The organism is Helicobacter cetorum MIT 99-5656 (genome assembly GCF_000259275.1).
Lineage (GTDB): Bacteria > Campylobacterota > Campylobacteria > Campylobacterales > Helicobacteraceae > Helicobacter > Helicobacter cetorum.
The window spans coordinates 1,025,704-1,041,428 of record NC_017735.1 but is presented as its reverse complement, the minus strand read 5'-3'; the positions used below and the strand labels follow the sequence as shown (position 1 = coordinate 1,041,428).

Genomic DNA, 15,725 nt, shown 5'->3' with positions numbered 1-15,725 from the left:
TTTATAGTGAAAAAATCACTTTTGTTTGGTGTTACAGCGTTTTGCGTGGCACTTTCTTGTGTGCATGCAATCAGTGATTTGGGATTGATTAAGAAGGCTAGAGAAAATCATTTAGAGCCTATGCCTATAGGTAAAGCGCTTAGAGAATATCAAATCAAAAAAACTAAAGATGTGGGTATTGGCACTAAAAACGCAGAAATAATGACAGAAGCTCAAATTGAATTGGGCAAAATGCTTTATTTTGACCCAAGAATTTCTACTTCTTACTTAGTATCTTGTAACACTTGCCACAATCTAGGGCTTGGTGGCGTGGATTTAGCCCCTAAAGCTGTAGGCACTCAATGGAAGAGTAATCCTCACTTTTTAAACTCTCCAACCGTGTATAACTCAGTCTTTAATGATGTGCAATTTTGGGATGGCAGAGTTACACGCTTAGGCGAGCAAGCTCAAGGACCTATTCAAGCCCCTTTTGAAATGGGTGCTGACCCCAAAGTGGTAGTAGAAAAAATTAATTCTATGCCCGGCTATGTGAAACTCTTTAAAAAAGCTTATGGCTCCAAAGTAAAAATTGATTTCAAGCTTATTGCTGATAGCATCGCCATGTTTGAAGCGACTTTAATAACCCCAAGCCGCTATGATGATTTCTTAAGAGGCAATGCAAAAGCCTTAAGCAAAGCAGAACAAGAGGGCTTAGAAGTATTTATTGAAAAGGGTTGTGTGGGTTGTCATAATGGTATTAATTTAGGTGGTTCTATGCAAGCCTTTGGCGTGGTTAAACCTTATAAATTCGCTAATGTGGGCGATTTCAAAGGCGATAAAAATGGGCTTGTTAAAGTGCCGACTCTAAGAAATATCACAGAAACCATGCCCTATTTCCATAACGGACAATTTTGGGATGTCAAAGATGCGATTAAGGAGATGGGTTCCATTCAGTTAGGCATTCAAATTAGTGATGAAGAAGCTAAAAAAATTGAAGTTTTCTTTGGTGCCTTAAAGGGCAAAAAACCAAAAATCACCTACCCAGAGCTTCCTGCAATAACAGATAAAACCCCAAAACCTGTTTATTAGTCTTATTTTTAATAAAATATTTTATCTTTTTTGATAAAATATTTTCATTCTTAAACCTTAAAACACCCATTAATCGGAGCGTAAAATGTTTTTTATTCTCAAAAGCTTGCAATATTGTTATGAAAAATTATTTATAAACAGATATATATATATATATATATATTGAGAAGATTTTTTGTTACTTAATTTGTAAAAAAATATTATCCAAAAACCGCTCATTCAAACAACTCAAAAAGCACACCATCTACCAACTTATCAATCAAAAATATATGCCTTACAATAATACATCACGCTTTTTGATAGCCCAAAAGTATTTTTGTGATTCAAGGCTCACTATTGATGAACGCCGTGATTTGATTTTGAAAAATTTATTGTTTTTGCAAAACATTTTTATCAAAATAGATAAACAGCCTAAATCACTAACAAGCGCTAGAGAAGTTTGCTTTTTTGAGACAAAAGGCAACAACGATGATGTATATCGTTTTTATTTTCAAATCGCTTACAACAGAACCTTTACAGAAGGTTTTATAGAAACAACTATTTGTCATATCAAAAACGAACAGAGAAATATTATTTGTCGCTCTAGTATGTGCTTATTTGAAAATCATTGGCTTATCACTAGCGTGCAAGGCAATAAACACTATGCATATGAAGAGCACATTAAATTTTTGACCAAAAATTGTTATATGCAACCGCATTTCTTACTCATAGAGTTACAAAAGATATTCACAAGGCTTTTTAAATGCGATAAAACTCTAGGTATTTTAAATGAATTTCAAGCGAGCAATGAGCAACACAGACAAGAAAACGATACCCGCTACATAAAAGACTACGACGCCTTTTTTAAAGAGTGCAAAGCTGAATACATTACTATTGGCAAGAAAACCTATTTTAATTTATTGCACACGCATAAAGATTTGAATGACTATCCTTCAAAAAAACGCTCCTTTTATAGAAAACGCTTTAACTTATTAGAAATGATAGAAAATAGCGTGAAAAATATTTTTGTAGTATAAATTATTTTTTATAATATAATAACATAGATAGGCAATCTATCCTAGTTTGATTTTTTAAGTTTAGCCCTGTTAAAAACATTAAATTATAATTAGGATTATACGAATAAAATCTTCTATAATCCTTATGGCGTTACTAAGTAAATTTTCATTTTTTCGTTGTCTAAAATGAGTGTGTTTTTATCCTTAGTTACTATAAAGCTACCTTTAAAATTTTCCATAAACTTCAATTCAAACGCCATTAAAACCTCATCTTTACACACTTTCCTTGAAATGCCGCTATCTTCAATTTCAATATGATGAGTCCCATACCACGAATAGCTTGCAAAATACCGGTTGCAATAGCCCTTTCCATAAATACGATTTTCCTTTTGGTCAAATACAAACTCCCCCATAGCATTTTTAGGTTTGGACTTCTTTTTAAAGAGTTCATACCAATGCCTTCTTTTTTCCTTTCTTTCTAACTCTTTAGCATCACTTATAGCCTTATCTTTGGGTAAGGCGGTGTTAACAAGTGAGTCTTGCTCTTCTTCATTTTCTCTAAAAGCGCTATCAGCCAGCATGGTATCAATATCATAAGTTCTGTTACCCATTTCTACTTTTTGAATGTGCCAATTATTACTAGAAATTTTTTTATCAAACCATTTTAAGAAAAAACACCCTGAAAAAACAAAAGCCCCCGCAACACTCATCACCATCAGTCTTAAATTCAAAACAACATTCCTTAAACGCTCCAAAAACGCCTTAGTCTATAACTTGTGCTTCAATAGTATTCTTGATTAAAGAAAGGGCTTCTTGCATGGCTTGCTCACTGGCATGCTGAAGCGATTGCATAACACCCTCTTGAAACTCCTGCTTATTGCTCGCACCCGCCTGTTTATTCCCCAAATGAGAAACATCTTCATGCTTAATGATAACCCCAGAATGCGAATGGCCTTTCACACTAATATCATAGCCTAACACAAACTCCGCTTTATGAGAACCCTCTAAAAGTGTGAAAGACAAAATCGTAAAACGCACCGCATAAGGTGGAGCGTTCATGCCATATGGGGGTAGTGCTACGCTTAAACACGCTTTTTGTGCTTCTTGCATAAACATGGTTCTTAGCATGTTGCGGGGTAAATCCACCCATTTTTGATGCTTCCCATAAGTGATTTGCCCATCTTTAGCTTTAAAAACAACTTCTTTAGTATTGAATAAATCCACGCTCAAAATGCTCACTAACCCCACTTCAGCAAGGGGCTTTGAACATGGCGTGCTTTCAAAAGAACTTGCATTCAAATCATAGATTTTAATTTCAGGTAACACTTGCCTTAAATTTAAGTTTAAGCAACCCCCAAGCACTACCGCTAAAACTAATGAGAGTAAAATCCCCTTTATCATTGCAGCTCTCATGTTATTTCCTTTCTCCAAAAATGGTTTTGTAAGGGTCAGCTTCAAATTTATCTATCAATATAGAACCCTTTTGAACAAAATTATCAATATTTCTCAAGCTCAATTCTGCTTGTGTAATCAAAGGGGTAAACATCGCCTTAAAGTCATATTGCCCTTCTTTTAGGCGTTTATCCACATTAAAAGCCACATTCCCCACATTTAAAACTAGGTCGTTAGCATTCTTAATCAACAAATCAAACTGAGATTTTCTCGCTTCCAAATTAGCCATCACATTATCCACTGAAGCAATGATGTGCTTAACCTTTTCCACATTTTCATTATCTAGCATTTTATCTATATTCTTAATCACTTTCACCACTTCTTGAACCACTTGATTAGCGTCCCCAGCTAAGCGACCCATAAGCCCTTCTTTAAAGATTAAAACCCTTTCTTCTTTGTCATTACCGCTATAAAACGCTTCATTTTTACTTTGCTCTAAGGCTAAATACTTTAACCCCATAAGCCCCTGAGAAGAAACAGCCACTTTTGAATCTTTACGAATTTTAACGCTAGAATCAATCATTAAATCCAAACGCACCACTCCTACTCTTCCCTTTGCAAAACCTACCTTGACAACATTGCCTACTTGAATGCCCTTGTAATTTATGGGCGAGTTGGCTGCAATCCCTCCTAAGTCTTTGTCTGTATAGACTACATATTTTTGGTATTTTCCATCTTCTAAGCCCACATGACCTAGCCATAAAATAAAACCTACCATACAAATTAAGCATAAAAAGAAGAGTCCACCGATTAAAGTATAATTTACATGTCTTTCCAAAATTTCTCTCCTCGTGTTGAATTGAATAAATTTCCTTCATCTAGCCCTTCACTTTGGGCTTTTTTAACAAATTCTTCTAAATTTCCATTAAATTCTAATAACCCATCTTTAAGCATGATAAATCTATCCACACAATCATGCACAGTGTCTAAATCATGCGTAATCATCACTACCGTAAGCTGCAAACTCTCTTTGAGCATCATAATCAGTTCATCAAATTTACCTGCACTATAAGGGTCTAGTCCACTTGTTGGCTCATCTAAAAATAAAATTTCAGGATTAGTCGCCATAGCCCTAGCTAAACCCACACGCTTTTTCATACCCCCACTCAATTCATAGGGGTAAAGATGGTAGGCTCTAGTGGGTAAGCCTACTTTTTCAATCCACATTTTAGAAATTTCTTCAATAATATTCTTAGAGTAAGGGCTGTATTTTTCTAGCATGATGCCTACATTTTCTAAAACGGTTAGAGAGCTATATAATGCTCCAAACTGAAAGCAAATGCCGCAACGATTAAAAATCTTGCGTTGCTCTTCATCTTTGAGTTTCCATATGTCTTCCCCAAAAAGTAGCACTTCCCCCTTTATGGGGCGATTAAGTAAAATCATGCTCCTTAAAAGAGTGCTTTTACCACTCCCTGAACCCCCTAAAATGGCTACCACTTCGCCCTTATACACATTAAAACTTACGCCCCTATGAATAATAGTGCTTCCAAAAGCATTATGGATATTTTTCACTTCAATTAAAATTTCACTCATTCAAATATCCAACCTTTTAAACATCTAATTTAGAAAAGATAATAGAAAACACGGCGTTTAAGAAAATTATCCAAAATAAGGCGTTCACTACACTAATGGTAGTCAAACGCCCAATACTCTCGGTATCGCCCTTGACTTCAAAACCACGCATGCATCCTACCATTGCAATCGCAAACCCCCAAAAAGGGGCTTTAACAATGCCTACCCAAAAATGATTCCAAGTTACTGTGTCATGCAACCTATCTACATAACTTGAAAAGGTTAAACCTAATTGATATTTAATAGCAAACATGCCCCCAAGAAGCGCGAATGCATCAGCGATAAATACCATTAAGGGCAGGACAATCACTAAAGCTAACACTCTAGGCAAGACTAGAAATTCAAAAGGGTTAAAGCCCATAGTCTTCATGGCGTCTAATTCTTCTGTGATTTTCATCACGCCAATTTGAGCGGTAAAACTACTTGCACTTCTTCCAGCAACAACAAGAGTTAGAATAAAAGGACCAATTTCTCTTAAAGCAAGTTTTGCAGTCATTTCAACCGCCGTTAAAGGCACGCCCATTTGCTGTAACTCCAACGCCCCTTGTAAAGCAATGGCAAACCCTACAATAAACACGGTTAGAATACTGACTGGCAAAACCTTAAAGCCGGATTCATTGATGTGATGGACTAAGGGAGTGAAACAAAAGCGTTTGGGGTTAAAAACGCCTTTGATAAAATAGAACAAAATCATGCCACAAAAATTGAGTGCGTTTAAAAGGGTGTTATAAAACTCCACAACGCCCTTGCCCACTTTAGTAACCATCAACTCATATCTCGCACCCACTTTTTTAGATGCTGAGTTTTCATCTTGCTCAATCCAGTCTCTAACCACTTTCAATGCACAAGCGTTAGTTTCACACACATTGCATAATTCAATTTTTAGGGAATGTTCTTTGATTAAGTCAAGCAAGAACATTCCAAAAACGAAATCCACTTTTTGACATCCTGAAAAATCAATTTTTAGATGTCCCCTATGATTCAATAAAGTTTTTTTAAGCTCATCTAAATGAAACACACTCGTTCTAAAATCCCAATCCCCCCTTAAAATCAGCACAGAGTTCGTCCCATCTTTAAGCATTTCTAAAAATTTGTGTTTCTCTGTCTTCATTAAAATACATTCTCTCTTAGATTAGATAAAATCTGTTAACAAAATTTTGTTTGTTAAAGCTATTTTAACACAATAATAATTGAAACCATTAAATAATATTCCGTTTAACAAAGGACTAACCATTTTCAAAATGTTTAAAAAACTCATTTTTTTTTATGCTTTCTTGCTTATATGGGGATTTATTACCCCACCCATTTATGCAAAACCTACCTTGCATGACAACGCCACCAAAGACAAATATCAAGCAGAGCATGACGCACTCTATAGAGACATTATTAATCGTCAAAAACTCACCCGCCAAAAAAGTGGGTGGTATTTTTTAGGGGGGTTTGGGGTTTTAGATACGATTAAGGACTATCAAAATAAAGAAGTGAGAAACTACCTTGCAACGCTAAATTTAAAAACCGGCGTGCAAAGTTTTTTTAAAAAATATGTCGGTGTTAGAGGATTTTTTGCATGGGATTTGGGGGGCGGAAGAGTGAATTATCAAAGCCATAAAGACCCTACAGGCTCTTTTTTTACCATGCTTTCAGTAGGCATGGATATTTTAATGGAGTTTCCTTTAGGAAGTTACAAGCATTATTTAGGGGCGTTTGGAGGAGCTGGGGTTGCTATGGTGGTCTATATGGACAGACAGGATTTCAAGTTTTTTAAACACGCCATGTATTCAGGCGGCTTAATGATTGATGGGGGACTCACTCTCACACTTTTTTTAAAACACCGCCTTGAGTGGGGGTTTAAAATTCTACCCACCGCCAGAATGTTCTCTAATTCCAAACGCTTTGAAACTTTACCCTTATTTTATATGGCATACAGCTATAAATTCTAAAAGCCCCCTAAACACTCTCTTAGGCTCATATTTATCACACATTTTGCACCCATACATGCCCATTAAAATCACAAGCCAGCTCACATACACCCAACTCATCAAGAACCATAAAATTGAAACGCTTCCATACAGCTCATGGTAGGTGCGGTTATACAGCACATAATAAGTAAAAGCCCATTTCAAAACATGCCAAAAAATGCTAGTAAAAAACACCCATAAAAACACCCAAAAGCGATGGTTAAACACCTTATTTGTAGGGATAGTAAAAAGGATTAAGAAAAACGCATAAGTGCCAAGCCACCTTAAAACATGCAACAAACTTGAATTTCTGTCATCAAAAAACACTTGAATTTTAATGTCAAAAAACACCACTAAGGGTAAAGCCACTACAAACACTAAAGTCGTGCCAAACCCCCAAAATAAAAAGATTTCTTTACCCCTACAATAAATATAATCTCTAGGCTTTGCTTGAAAAATTTTTGACGCAATAGAGCGGTAATTCTCACAAAACAGCACTAACGCCACAAGAATAGATACCGCTTCAAGCATGCCTAATGCCATATCCGTTTTTTTAAAGGTTTCCAAAAAATCCTTAATTGCCCCCATAAGTTTTGGAGCGTTAGGAAAAATTAAAGCTTCCACTTCCCCTGTATGAGCTTGCATATAAGTTGAAACAAAGAGACTAAAAACAAACAATAAAATAGGCGATAGAGATAAAATCGTATAAAAACTCAAGCTTGATGCGTAGTAAAACAGCTCGCTCACATTCAAAAGGGCGTTTTTCAAACGCAAAGGAAAGCACATTTTAATGAAACGAAAAAACCCCCTTAAATTTCTTAAAAACTCTTTTAAGAAAACCATTAATGACAGCTTGTAGCCAAGCTCAAACCATAAGAAAGCAGCTTTTCTATATCTCTTTTAGGGGCTTTACCTTTAGTCGTTAGATAATCCCCTAACACCACCGCATTAATGCCGTATTCAAATAATTTAGCTTCTTGCTTGTCATTGCCCTTAAACACCACTTCACGCCCCCCAGCCACCATAAGCCTAGCATTAGGTAAAAACTCTCTTGCTAAAATCACGCATTCTAAGGCTTCATCAGCACTCAAAGTCTCTGCATCAATGGGTAGCACCGGATTTTTAATGAAAAAATTAATCGGTGTGGTGTGAGGCGAAAGTGAGGCTAAAGCCCTAAGCATACTAATTCTATCTTCCCAACTCTCCCCAAGCCCAAATATCCCCCCACTACACAACCCTAAACCCGCCCTTAGCACATTCTCACAAGTAGTAAATCTCTCTTCGTATGTGTGCGTAGAGCAAATCTTAGGAAAGAAATTTTGTGAAGTCTCTAAATTGTGGTTATAGCTATGAATGCCCGCTTCTTTTAAAAACTCTAATTTGTCTAAATCCGCTCGCCCACAACATGCAATTAAATGCAAGCCTAATTCTTCTTTGTTAATCACTCTAGCTAATTTGGCGATATATTCGCATTTTTCATCATCTAATTCACGCCCTGAAGTTACCAAGCAAAACCCCAAAGCCCCTAATTCTCTCAAGGCTCTTGCTTCTTGTAGCACCACTTTTTCATCTTTAAATTTATAGCGTTTGATTTGCCCTTGATGGTGCGAACTTTGCGTGCAATAGGCACAATCTTCTTTGCAATCCCCACTACGCACATTTGAAATGGAGCATAAAAAAATCTCTTGCATATCTTACCTTTTTGATTAAAATTAACATTATAGCAAAGAAAAATAAGAGCTTTTTCATTCTTAATTATGCTGGTTTATGTTTTTTAGATTCTTTTATTTTTTAAGTGGGTTTAGGATAGAATAACGCTCACCCCCTAGTTTTTTGCTGAGATTAGGGGGTGAAAATTTATTGCAAGGAGCTACTATGTTTAAGCAACATAGAACAAGCTCTTACCGCTTATTATACATTAAGTTGTCCTTCTTAGGGTTTAAGTTAGTGTTAAAAATTAAGCGATAGAGTTTAACCCCCTATTTTTAGGGGGTGCTTCCTTGCATGAATACTCATATATAATTTTAAAAACAAAGTGTTTTATTTAATCGTTTGTAGTTTTGCAGATTGTCTTTTTCTATGACTTTCACTAAAATATTTTGACTTACCCTATAAAGAAACCCCCTAAGGGGAAACCTTTGGCTTAGCAGATTTTTTAACCACTAATTTAACCCCATACTTAAAAAAAGGAAATTTTAAGTATAATAGAACCAAAGGTTTTTTGCCACTTTTCTTTTTCATGGCAATTCCTTTGTGGTAAGAAATTTTACCCCCTAAGCCTAAAACTTAGGGGGTAAGTGTAATTCTACAAAATTTTTCTTAAATCTTAAAGCAAAGCGTCTTTATTCTCTCATAAATGAACCTTTTAAGAAAATTCACTCCTTTTGATAATTTTTGGTAAAACAATCCCACTAAAAAATAACCAAAATAAAACGAATACCTTAATCAAAACAAGGACTAAAAAATGAAATTCCGCTTACACTATCTCACTTTAGCGTTATTTTTTGACACCCCACTCAAAGCCCAAACTTTGAATTTAGACAATTTCTACTAGAGAGATTACATGGACTTTGGGCAAAACTTAGGCAAGTTTGACCTAACTAGCAAGGATTTCACCTACAAAGGCAAGCATGACACTACCACCGATTTTTCAGGCATGTCAGATTTTTCTTCACGCAATGTGGCTGGAAATGTGATTTCTTTAGGGCGTAATATCACGACGACAGCACACCATATTAGGTGCGAGAATTTTTGAGTATTAATTATTCATCTAGGTGAGCTAGAGTAAAGACATGGAGTAATACTTCTTATAATTTTCAATACGCAAGCGACTCTATTTGTAAAAATGCAAAAAATGGCACACCACTACAAAACCAACAAACCTATAGGTGAGGCACCGTGTATGTCCGCACCAAAAAATACATTGTTGAAAGGTATACATATCCTTTAAGCGTAGGGCTAAGACCCTAGCAAGGAAGCAAATGAAACCAATATAGACGACAAGCTCCCACAAGGCTATTTTGACACTAGAGATAAGTTAGGCAAACAACTTAGCGATTACTTGCTAGAAAATATTGAAAAAGCCCCCAACAATGAACATATTCAAGCCTTTGAGTCTAGCCTAGTAACTTTGCAATTTCATTAGAGATAGTAAAATCTATGGCAATCTGCAAAACAAAGAAGTTCTATGCCATGTTTTTCTTAATTTTGCAAATAGAAATAGGGGGATCTTGGTTCTTTGAGGAAAGATTATTTGTGGGCAAAAATTGTGAATTGGAACACAAGAAGTTCCTTTAGAACAAAAGAAAAAGACAGACAAAAATTTAATGGTGGATGCTCTTACATTTCAGTTTTTGCTCTTTTTATGGCACAAACCTTAAAGAAAGCCCTTTGTGTAATCCCCCTAGGTAATAGCAGCTCACCTCTCGTGACCTATGATAAAAAAGAAAAGAAGTGAGTGGTGCTTGGGGGAAATTTAACGCTCTAGCCTTGAATAATCAAAACTCACAACGGCAAACACGCATTATAGATAGTAGGGTTGCTGAGGGAGTATTGCTTGGTATTAAATAGCCTATCTTTGATAGGACAAGTAATCTTGAGCTGTCAACAACACAATAATAGTGTTTTTTATACACAGGATTTTATGTTAAAGACGCTCAAAGGCAGTGGTTCTCTAGTGGGGCTAAAGCGAAATTGCAATGGTTTGCAAGCTTAAATGCAAGATACTTAGTTACACAGCATTTTTTCTTAGGAGCAAGCATTGGACAAAACTTGAAATACACTATGGGTGAGTTTAACCTAGAGTGGAACTTTTAAGCTACTCACCCTTTTTACCAAAAGCGGTGAAACGCTTTATTTTAAGTTTTTTAAAGTAAGCTTTCTTTGAACCTAGCCACTTTTTAATAGATTTATTAAAAGAATGGTTTTTGGTGCCTAATTGTGTTTATTTTAAAAGCTTACCGAATAGACCGCTATTTTATAATTTTAAAAAAATAAAATATAGTTTTATTAGGTTCAGTATTTTAAAAAATTGCTTTAAAAGGCGTCAAAATAGCCTAAAATCGTGCGTTATAGAGAGAAAATTCAGAGATTTTTTGTTTATTTTATATTTACATATTTTAGTATTTTTGAATATTTTTGTTTTTTTATGTGTTTTTGGAAAATTATTATATATTTTTTGATTTGTATTTATGTATTTTTAAGTATTTATACTTTCATGTTTGTGTGCTTTATGGTTTGGGTTTTTGGCATTTTTTATGTGTGTGCTTTATGGTTTTTTTACTCTTTGGTGGTTTGGGTTTTTATAGCTTGGTATTTTGAGAAATTGTATCCGCTCTGTTTGCATGGTTTGGATTTTTAATCTCTTGCATTCATGTGTTTTTACTATTTAATATGCTATTTATTGAATGTGCTAGCAATATTTGATGTTTTTATGGTGTTTTATTTTTTGTAGCCGAAAGATTTTGCATTTCTTGTCTTTGACATTTTTTATGGTAGAAATTTTTAAGGTTAGTTAGGATAAAATCCCCCTACCCATTGAGAGTAATTACCCGTTACTTCTTAATGGAGTTTCGCTTAGTGCGAAAGGGGGTGATGTAAATGTCTAAAACAATGTTAATTGTAGCATTAATTTTAGTCATTTTAGTAACTAAACTTTACTAAAGACTAAAAACAAGAGAGTTTTAGCTCTCTTGGCTAGAATTAACTTAATCGTTTTAACATTTTTCACTCTTTTAATTATCAAAATTTCATTAGAAACAATTTTTCTTTAAAATCCGATTTGACAAATAAAAAGCTTTTGTTTTAAAAAACAAAGCCTAAGAGAGAAAATCTTACTCTTAAATTTATTCTTCTTTCAAGCTATAAGCGATAGGTATTTTTAAATGCACGGTTTCTTCAGGCTTAGGAAATAGGTGTGCAGCGTTTTTAATGGCCTCTAAAGCAGCGTGATTTAAAATCTCAGCGGTGTTGCTCTTAACCACTTTAATATCCGTAACGCTTCCATCAGCATTAATGGTAAAGCTCACTAATACTTCACCCTCAATCCCTCTAACCTGTGCCATTTTTGGATAGCGGTTCTTAGAAGAAATGGCGGTTTGAATTTTCATCAAAAATTCATTGCTCACACCAGGGTTATACGCCTGAGCCTCAGAAGTTGCTCCTTCAGAGGTTTTGTTAGACTCTTCTTGTTTGTCTTTATCCTTGACAATGTCCTTGGTGGTTACTTCCTTAGGGGTGCTTTCTTCTTCCTCGTCTTTAGTCTCTTCCTTTTTAGGTTCTTCAGGCTTTGGCTCAGGTTTAGGCTCTGGTTTTGGTTCAGGCTTCTTTGGTATAGGTGTGGGCTTGGGCTTAGGTTTTGGTTTAGGCTTAGGTTTGGGCTTGTCTTTTTTCTTAGGCTCTGGCTTCTTAGGTTCTTCTTTGGGCTTGGCTGACTCGGCATGCACTTTCTTATTCGCATTAGTATTAATGCTTGCCAAACTCATCGTAACCTTAGTGGTGCCAGCTTGTGCTAAAGGCATGGGCGTTTCTTCACGCAGTAAAAAATAAGTTAACCCCCCAGCGTATAAAACAAAAGCGATTAAAAAGCTAATGCCGGTTGAAAACCTACTGAGCTTCTGTGGAGATGGCAAAGTTTTCATGATTATGCTCTTTCAAAATATCCATAATGCTAATGAAAGTCTCAAAGCGAGAATTTTTATCGCTTTTTAAATCTATGAGCGTTTTTGTATCCGTTTGCTTGACAATTTCATTTAGGGCTTCTAAGCTTGTGGGCTTATCATCTACGAAAATTTGGTCATGCTCATCTACAGAAATTACCACGACTTTTTGGTCGCTTGGCTGTGATTTCTCGGCATTTTTTGCATTAGGGAGACTTACCTTAATCTTGCCCTGTGCGATAAAAGTAGAAATGCTTAATACAATCGCTAGTAACACCAACATAATATCAATGAAGGGGACAATATTTAGCCCATCGCCTCGTTTGATGCTTTTCATTTTGTCATAATCCTAAATTTTTCGCTCAAAACATCAGATTTTCTCAACAGACCATTATAAGCAATCAAAGTAGGGATCGCCACAGCAAGCCCTAACGCCGTCGCTTTTAAAGCTAGAGATAAACCCACCATAATCGTTTTAGCGTCCATTCCGCCACTCATACCCATATCATAGAAAGTTACCATAATGCCTAAAACCGTTCCTAATAAGCCTACATAAGGTGCGTTAGAATAAATCACATAAAGAATGGTTAAGTTCTTGGTTAAATCAATGTTTAAAGCATCCACATCTTCATAGGCGTTCAAATTGATTTTAGAATAAAAAATAATTCTTTCAATCACAAACCATAGGGCTAAAAAACTAGCAATACCAAGTACTGCAAAAACAAAAATATCCACATAATCTTTTAATAGCTCAACTGAAAAACCTGCTCCCATAAAAACTCCTTGTTAGATAATAAAACAACTCCCTTAAGCATAAAACACAGCCATATTCTAGGGGTATGACGATAAGAAGCACGCCTAAAATTTTCGCATAAATGCCCTAAAAATGATAAAGGAATGCTAGATTGTGTATTATATTGTTTTAATAATAACAAGTCAATAATAATTACCTTAATAATTGTAATCAAAATTTAGTATATTAAAAACATTTAAAAAGATAATAAAAATTATTCTATGCTAGCGCTTTGTGCTTGGGGCTTCTAAGCACAGCCAAGTTAAGCTTAATTTAACTCAAAATGAGTAGCATGAAGTAATTTTTTTCAATTAGGCTTATGAAGGATTTTTCTCTATGGATACACATCAAAAAGAAGACTCAACCATTCGTTTTTCTGTTTCTTTGCAACAAAATTTACTAGATGAATTAGACAACCGCATTATTAAAAATGGCTATTCTTCTCGCTCAGAACTAGTGCGTGATATGATAAGAGAAAAATTAGTAGAAGACAATTGGAAAGAAGACAACCCTAGCGATGAAACCAAAATCGCCGTGCTTGTGGTGATTTATGACCACCATCAGCGGGAGTTGAACCAACGCATGATAGATATTCAGCATGATAGCAACACCCATGTTTTATGCACCACACACATTCATATGGATACGCATAATTGTTTAGAAACCATTATCTTACAAGGTAGTTCGGCTGAAATCCAACGCTTACAATTAGAAATTGGTGGTCTTAGGGGGGTAAAATTTTCTAAATTGACTAAGGCATCTAGTTTTGAGCGTGATGAATAGCTTATTGAAATGGAATTAAAAGAATTAGCCCTTTATGGGGGAAGCTTTGACCCCTTACACAAGGCTCATTTAGCCATTATTGAGCAAACTTTAGAATTATTGCCCCTAGCACAACTCATTGTCTTGCCCGCTTATCAAAACCCTTTTAAAAAACCATGTTTTTTGGACGCACAAACTCGTTTTAACGAGCTAGAACTAGCCCTAAAAAGAACTGATAGGGTGCTACTAAGCGATTTTGAAATCAAACAAAAAAGAGCTGTGCCTACCATAGAAAGCGTGCGTTATTTCCAAAAACTTTATAACCCCAAAACACTTTATTTAGTCATAGGGGCGGATTGTTTAAGCCATTTGTCTTCTTGGACTCAAGCTACAGAGCTTTTAGAAAGTGTGGAATTAGTGGTTTTTGAAAGAATTGGCTATGAAAAGGCGGAGTTTAAGGGGCGTTATTTTCCCTTAAAAGGTATTGAAGTGCCTATTTCTTCTAGTGCGATTAGAGCGAATTTAAGGGGGCTTTAAGCGTATTTTTTAATGTGGCGATACGCTTCTTGAATGATAGCAAAGCGTTTGGCATAAAGAGCCTTTTTTTCCTTATGGGCATGCAAATCAGGGTGGTAGGTTTTGGCTAACTCTAGGTAACGCTTTTTAACCTTGCTAAAATTTTCATGCTTGGTAAAACCTAGCGTTTTGTAGCACTCTCTTAATTTACGCTCCGCCATAGTGGTGTAGCTCTCATTATCAAAGCCATTAGGATAAACAAAGTTCAAGCATACATTATGCACGATTTTGCTTTCATTAAGCGTTAGCACCAGCTCCCAAAAACGCTGTGTGCTACCCCTTGTGTGCAATTCATCTTGGGTTTCTAAAAACACGAACGCACTAAATTTTTGACACAAGAAACGCTTTGCGATAGGATGCTTAGTGATAAAAAGCACATACTCCATGCCAAAGGCTAAGACCTTAACTTCTACGCTTTCTAAAAGCGTGTTTTGAGCCATGATTTTAATGCGTATGGGTAAGTGACTCTTTTGTAAGATTTCTTCTAAAGAGTGCTTGCTAATGTCTTTTTCATGAGCACATTCAAGGGCATGATAAACCCAGTTAAGCAAGTAATTTTTCTTAAAACACTCGGTGTCATTCAAAATCAATAACGATGAAGAGAGCATATGGCATTGATTAAAATGTTTTTTAGCATAATTCAAAACTTTTTTAAGCAAAGGGTGGTTGTTAGGAAGTGCAATTTGTGTGTATTTTGCTAACAATTCAATTTTTGCCATTACCCTTTAAACTTCTCCTTACAAAAAACTGAGCTGTATTATACCGCATAAGCACGCTCACAATCAGTATTTTAAATGTGATTTTAACTAATCAAATTTTATATTCTAGCATGCGAATAGCTAAAAAATGGTAGTTATAAATGGTTTTTGTGCTAGACTACAAGCCACAA

18 protein-coding genes are annotated in these 15,725 nt (G+C 35.5%); 6 read left to right on the top strand and 12 right to left on the bottom strand.

The genetic code is table 11. From position 1 onward, the window contains the following. Window positions 1–6: 6 nt before the first annotated feature. Window positions 7–1,068 carry a cytochrome-c peroxidase gene (locus HCD_RS04995; protein ID WP_014659502.1) on the top strand — a complete coding sequence of 354 codons (1,062 nt, stop codon included), beginning with the start codon at window positions 7–9 and terminating at the stop codon, window positions 1,066–1,068. Between the two features lie 269 nt (window positions 1,069–1,337). After that, on the top strand, window positions 1,338–2,084 hold the full coding sequence (locus HCD_RS04990) for a DUF535 family protein (protein WP_014659501.1): 747 nt from the start codon (window positions 1,338–1,340) through the stop codon (window positions 2,082–2,084). A gap of 122 nt (window positions 2,085–2,206) precedes the next feature. Here the strand turns inward: HCD_RS04990 and HCD_RS04985 are convergent, their stop codons facing one another. The 5 genes from HCD_RS04985 to HCD_RS04965 are packed head-to-tail and all read right to left on the bottom strand — an operon-like array spanning window position 2,207 to window position 6,201. Beyond that, complete coding sequence (locus HCD_RS04985) at window positions 2,207–2,794, bottom strand: META domain-containing protein (protein WP_014659500.1); 588 nt, start codon at window positions 2,792–2,794, stop codon at window positions 2,207–2,209. 31 nt (window positions 2,795–2,825) lie between these two features. Beyond that, window positions 2,826–3,476 carry a hypothetical protein gene (locus HCD_RS04980; protein ID WP_014659499.1) on the bottom strand — a complete coding sequence of 217 codons (651 nt, stop codon included), beginning with the start codon at window positions 3,474–3,476 and terminating at the stop codon, window positions 2,826–2,828. 1 nt (window position 3,477) lies between these two features. After that, window positions 3,478–4,293, bottom strand: a complete 816-nt coding sequence (locus HCD_RS04975) for an MlaD family protein (RefSeq protein WP_014659498.1) — start codon at window positions 4,291–4,293, stop codon at window positions 3,478–3,480. Continuing rightward, window positions 4,278–5,051: an ABC transporter ATP-binding protein gene (locus HCD_RS04970; RefSeq protein WP_014659497.1), complete on the bottom strand. Its 774-nt coding sequence runs from the start codon at window positions 5,049–5,051 to the stop codon at window positions 4,278–4,280. The genes HCD_RS04975 and HCD_RS04970 overlap by 16 nt, the downstream gene beginning before the upstream one ends. A 16-nt stretch (window positions 5,052–5,067) precedes the next feature. After that, complete coding sequence (locus HCD_RS04965) at window positions 5,068–6,201, bottom strand: ABC transporter permease (RefSeq protein ID WP_014659496.1); 1,134 nt, start codon at window positions 6,199–6,201, stop codon at window positions 5,068–5,070. 130 nt (window positions 6,202–6,331) lie between these two features. Here HCD_RS04965 and HCD_RS04960 point away from each other — a divergent pair, with 130 nt between their 5' ends. Next, on the top strand, window positions 6,332–7,030 hold the full coding sequence (locus tag HCD_RS04960; RefSeq protein ID WP_014659495.1) for an outer membrane beta-barrel protein: 699 nt from the start codon (window positions 6,332–6,334) through the stop codon (window positions 7,028–7,030). On the opposite strand, the gene HCD_RS04955 is transcribed toward HCD_RS04960, so the two are convergent. Beyond that, a complete protein-coding gene (locus tag HCD_RS04955) occupies window positions 6,998–7,891 on the bottom strand; it encodes a YihY family inner membrane protein (protein WP_014659494.1) in 894 nt (297 codons plus the stop codon). The two genes, HCD_RS04960 and HCD_RS04955, sit on opposite strands and share 33 nt — an antisense overlap. Beyond that, window positions 7,891–8,739, bottom strand: a complete 849-nt coding sequence (locus HCD_RS04950) for a biotin synthase (protein WP_014659493.1) — start codon at window positions 8,737–8,739, stop codon at window positions 7,891–7,893. Before HCD_RS04950 ends, HCD_RS04955 begins: the two co-directional genes overlap by 1 nt. 872 nt (window positions 8,740–9,611) lie before the next feature. Here HCD_RS04950 and HCD_RS04945 point away from each other — a divergent pair. Beyond that, window positions 9,612–9,803, top strand: a complete 192-nt coding sequence (locus HCD_RS04945) for a hypothetical protein (protein ID WP_014659492.1) — start codon at window positions 9,612–9,614, stop codon at window positions 9,801–9,803. 2,089 nt (window positions 9,804–11,892) lie between these two features. Here the strand turns inward: HCD_RS04945 and HCD_RS04930 are convergent. From HCD_RS04930 to HCD_RS09125, 4 genes are read right to left on the bottom strand one after another with little or no spacing between them, the layout of a single operon-like run. Beyond that, on the bottom strand, window positions 11,893–12,687 hold the full coding sequence (locus HCD_RS04930) for an energy transducer TonB family protein (RefSeq protein ID WP_014659489.1): 795 nt from the start codon (window positions 12,685–12,687) through the stop codon (window positions 11,893–11,895). After that, window positions 12,653–13,042, bottom strand: a complete 390-nt coding sequence (gene exbD / locus HCD_RS04925; protein ID WP_014659488.1) for a TonB system transport protein ExbD — start codon at window positions 13,040–13,042, stop codon at window positions 12,653–12,655. The genes HCD_RS04930 and exbD overlap by 35 nt, the downstream gene beginning before the upstream one ends. Beyond that, window positions 13,039–13,479, bottom strand: coding sequence for a TonB-system energizer ExbB (gene exbB / locus HCD_RS04920; RefSeq protein ID WP_014659487.1), 441 nt, complete (start codon window positions 13,477–13,479; stop codon window positions 13,039–13,041). The genes exbD and exbB overlap by 4 nt, the downstream gene beginning before the upstream one ends. Then, complete coding sequence (locus HCD_RS09125) at window positions 13,449–13,640, bottom strand: hypothetical protein (RefSeq protein WP_162097469.1); 192 nt, start codon at window positions 13,638–13,640, stop codon at window positions 13,449–13,451. The genes exbB and HCD_RS09125 overlap by 31 nt, the downstream gene beginning before the upstream one ends. A gap of 194 nt (window positions 13,641–13,834) precedes the next feature. Between HCD_RS09125 and nikR the strand changes: the two genes are divergently transcribed. After that, a complete protein-coding gene (nikR, locus tag HCD_RS04915; protein WP_014659486.1) occupies window positions 13,835–14,281 on the top strand; it encodes a nickel-responsive transcriptional regulator NikR in 447 nt (148 codons plus the stop codon). A gap of 9 nt (window positions 14,282–14,290) precedes the next feature. Beyond that, window positions 14,291–14,797 (top strand): nicotinate (nicotinamide) nucleotide adenylyltransferase, encoded by a 507-nt coding sequence (gene nadD / locus HCD_RS04910; RefSeq protein ID WP_014659485.1) that lies wholly within the window; start codon window positions 14,291–14,293, stop codon window positions 14,795–14,797. Here nadD and HCD_RS04905 read toward each other — a convergent pair. Then, window positions 14,794–15,555, bottom strand: a complete 762-nt coding sequence (locus HCD_RS04905) for a J domain-containing protein (RefSeq protein ID WP_014659484.1) — start codon at window positions 15,553–15,555, stop codon at window positions 14,794–14,796. The two genes, nadD and HCD_RS04905, sit on opposite strands and share 4 nt — an antisense overlap. Window positions 15,556–15,725: the final 170 nt, after the last annotated feature.

Coding starts and splice junctions, on each gene's coding strand:
- HCD_RS04930 (WP_014659489.1), bottom strand. CDS start 12,687: ATGAAAACTTTGCCATCTCCACAGAAGCTCAGTAGGTTTTCAACCGGC.
- HCD_RS04950 (WP_014659493.1), bottom strand. CDS start 8,739: ATGCAAGAGATTTTTTTATGCTCCATTTCAAATGTGCGTAGTGGGGAT.
- HCD_RS04980 (WP_014659499.1), bottom strand. CDS start 3,476: ATGAGAGCTGCAATGATAAAGGGGATTTTACTCTCATTAGTTTTAGCG.
- HCD_RS04905 (WP_014659484.1), bottom strand. CDS start 15,555: ATGGCAAAAATTGAATTGTTAGCAAAATACACACAAATTGCACTTCCT.
- exbD (WP_014659488.1), bottom strand. CDS start 13,042: ATGAAAAGCATCAAACGAGGCGATGGGCTAAATATTGTCCCCTTCATT.
- HCD_RS04970 (WP_014659497.1), bottom strand. CDS start 5,051: ATGAGTGAAATTTTAATTGAAGTGAAAAATATCCATAATGCTTTTGGA.
- HCD_RS04955 (WP_014659494.1), bottom strand. CDS start 7,891: ATGGTTTTCTTAAAAGAGTTTTTAAGAAATTTAAGGGGGTTTTTTCGT.
- exbB (WP_014659487.1), bottom strand. CDS start 13,479: ATGGGAGCAGGTTTTTCAGTTGAGCTATTAAAAGATTATGTGGATATT.
- nikR (WP_014659486.1), top strand. CDS start 13,835: ATGGATACACATCAAAAAGAAGACTCAACCATTCGTTTTTCTGTTTCT.
- HCD_RS04960 (WP_014659495.1), top strand. CDS start 6,332: ATGTTTAAAAAACTCATTTTTTTTTATGCTTTCTTGCTTATATGGGGA.
- HCD_RS04990 (WP_014659501.1), top strand. CDS start 1,338: ATGCCTTACAATAATACATCACGCTTTTTGATAGCCCAAAAGTATTTT.
- HCD_RS04945 (WP_014659492.1), top strand. CDS start 9,612: ATGGACTTTGGGCAAAACTTAGGCAAGTTTGACCTAACTAGCAAGGAT.
- nadD (WP_014659485.1), top strand. CDS start 14,291: ATGGAATTAAAAGAATTAGCCCTTTATGGGGGAAGCTTTGACCCCTTA.
- HCD_RS04965 (WP_014659496.1), bottom strand. CDS start 6,201: ATGAAGACAGAGAAACACAAATTTTTAGAAATGCTTAAAGATGGGACG.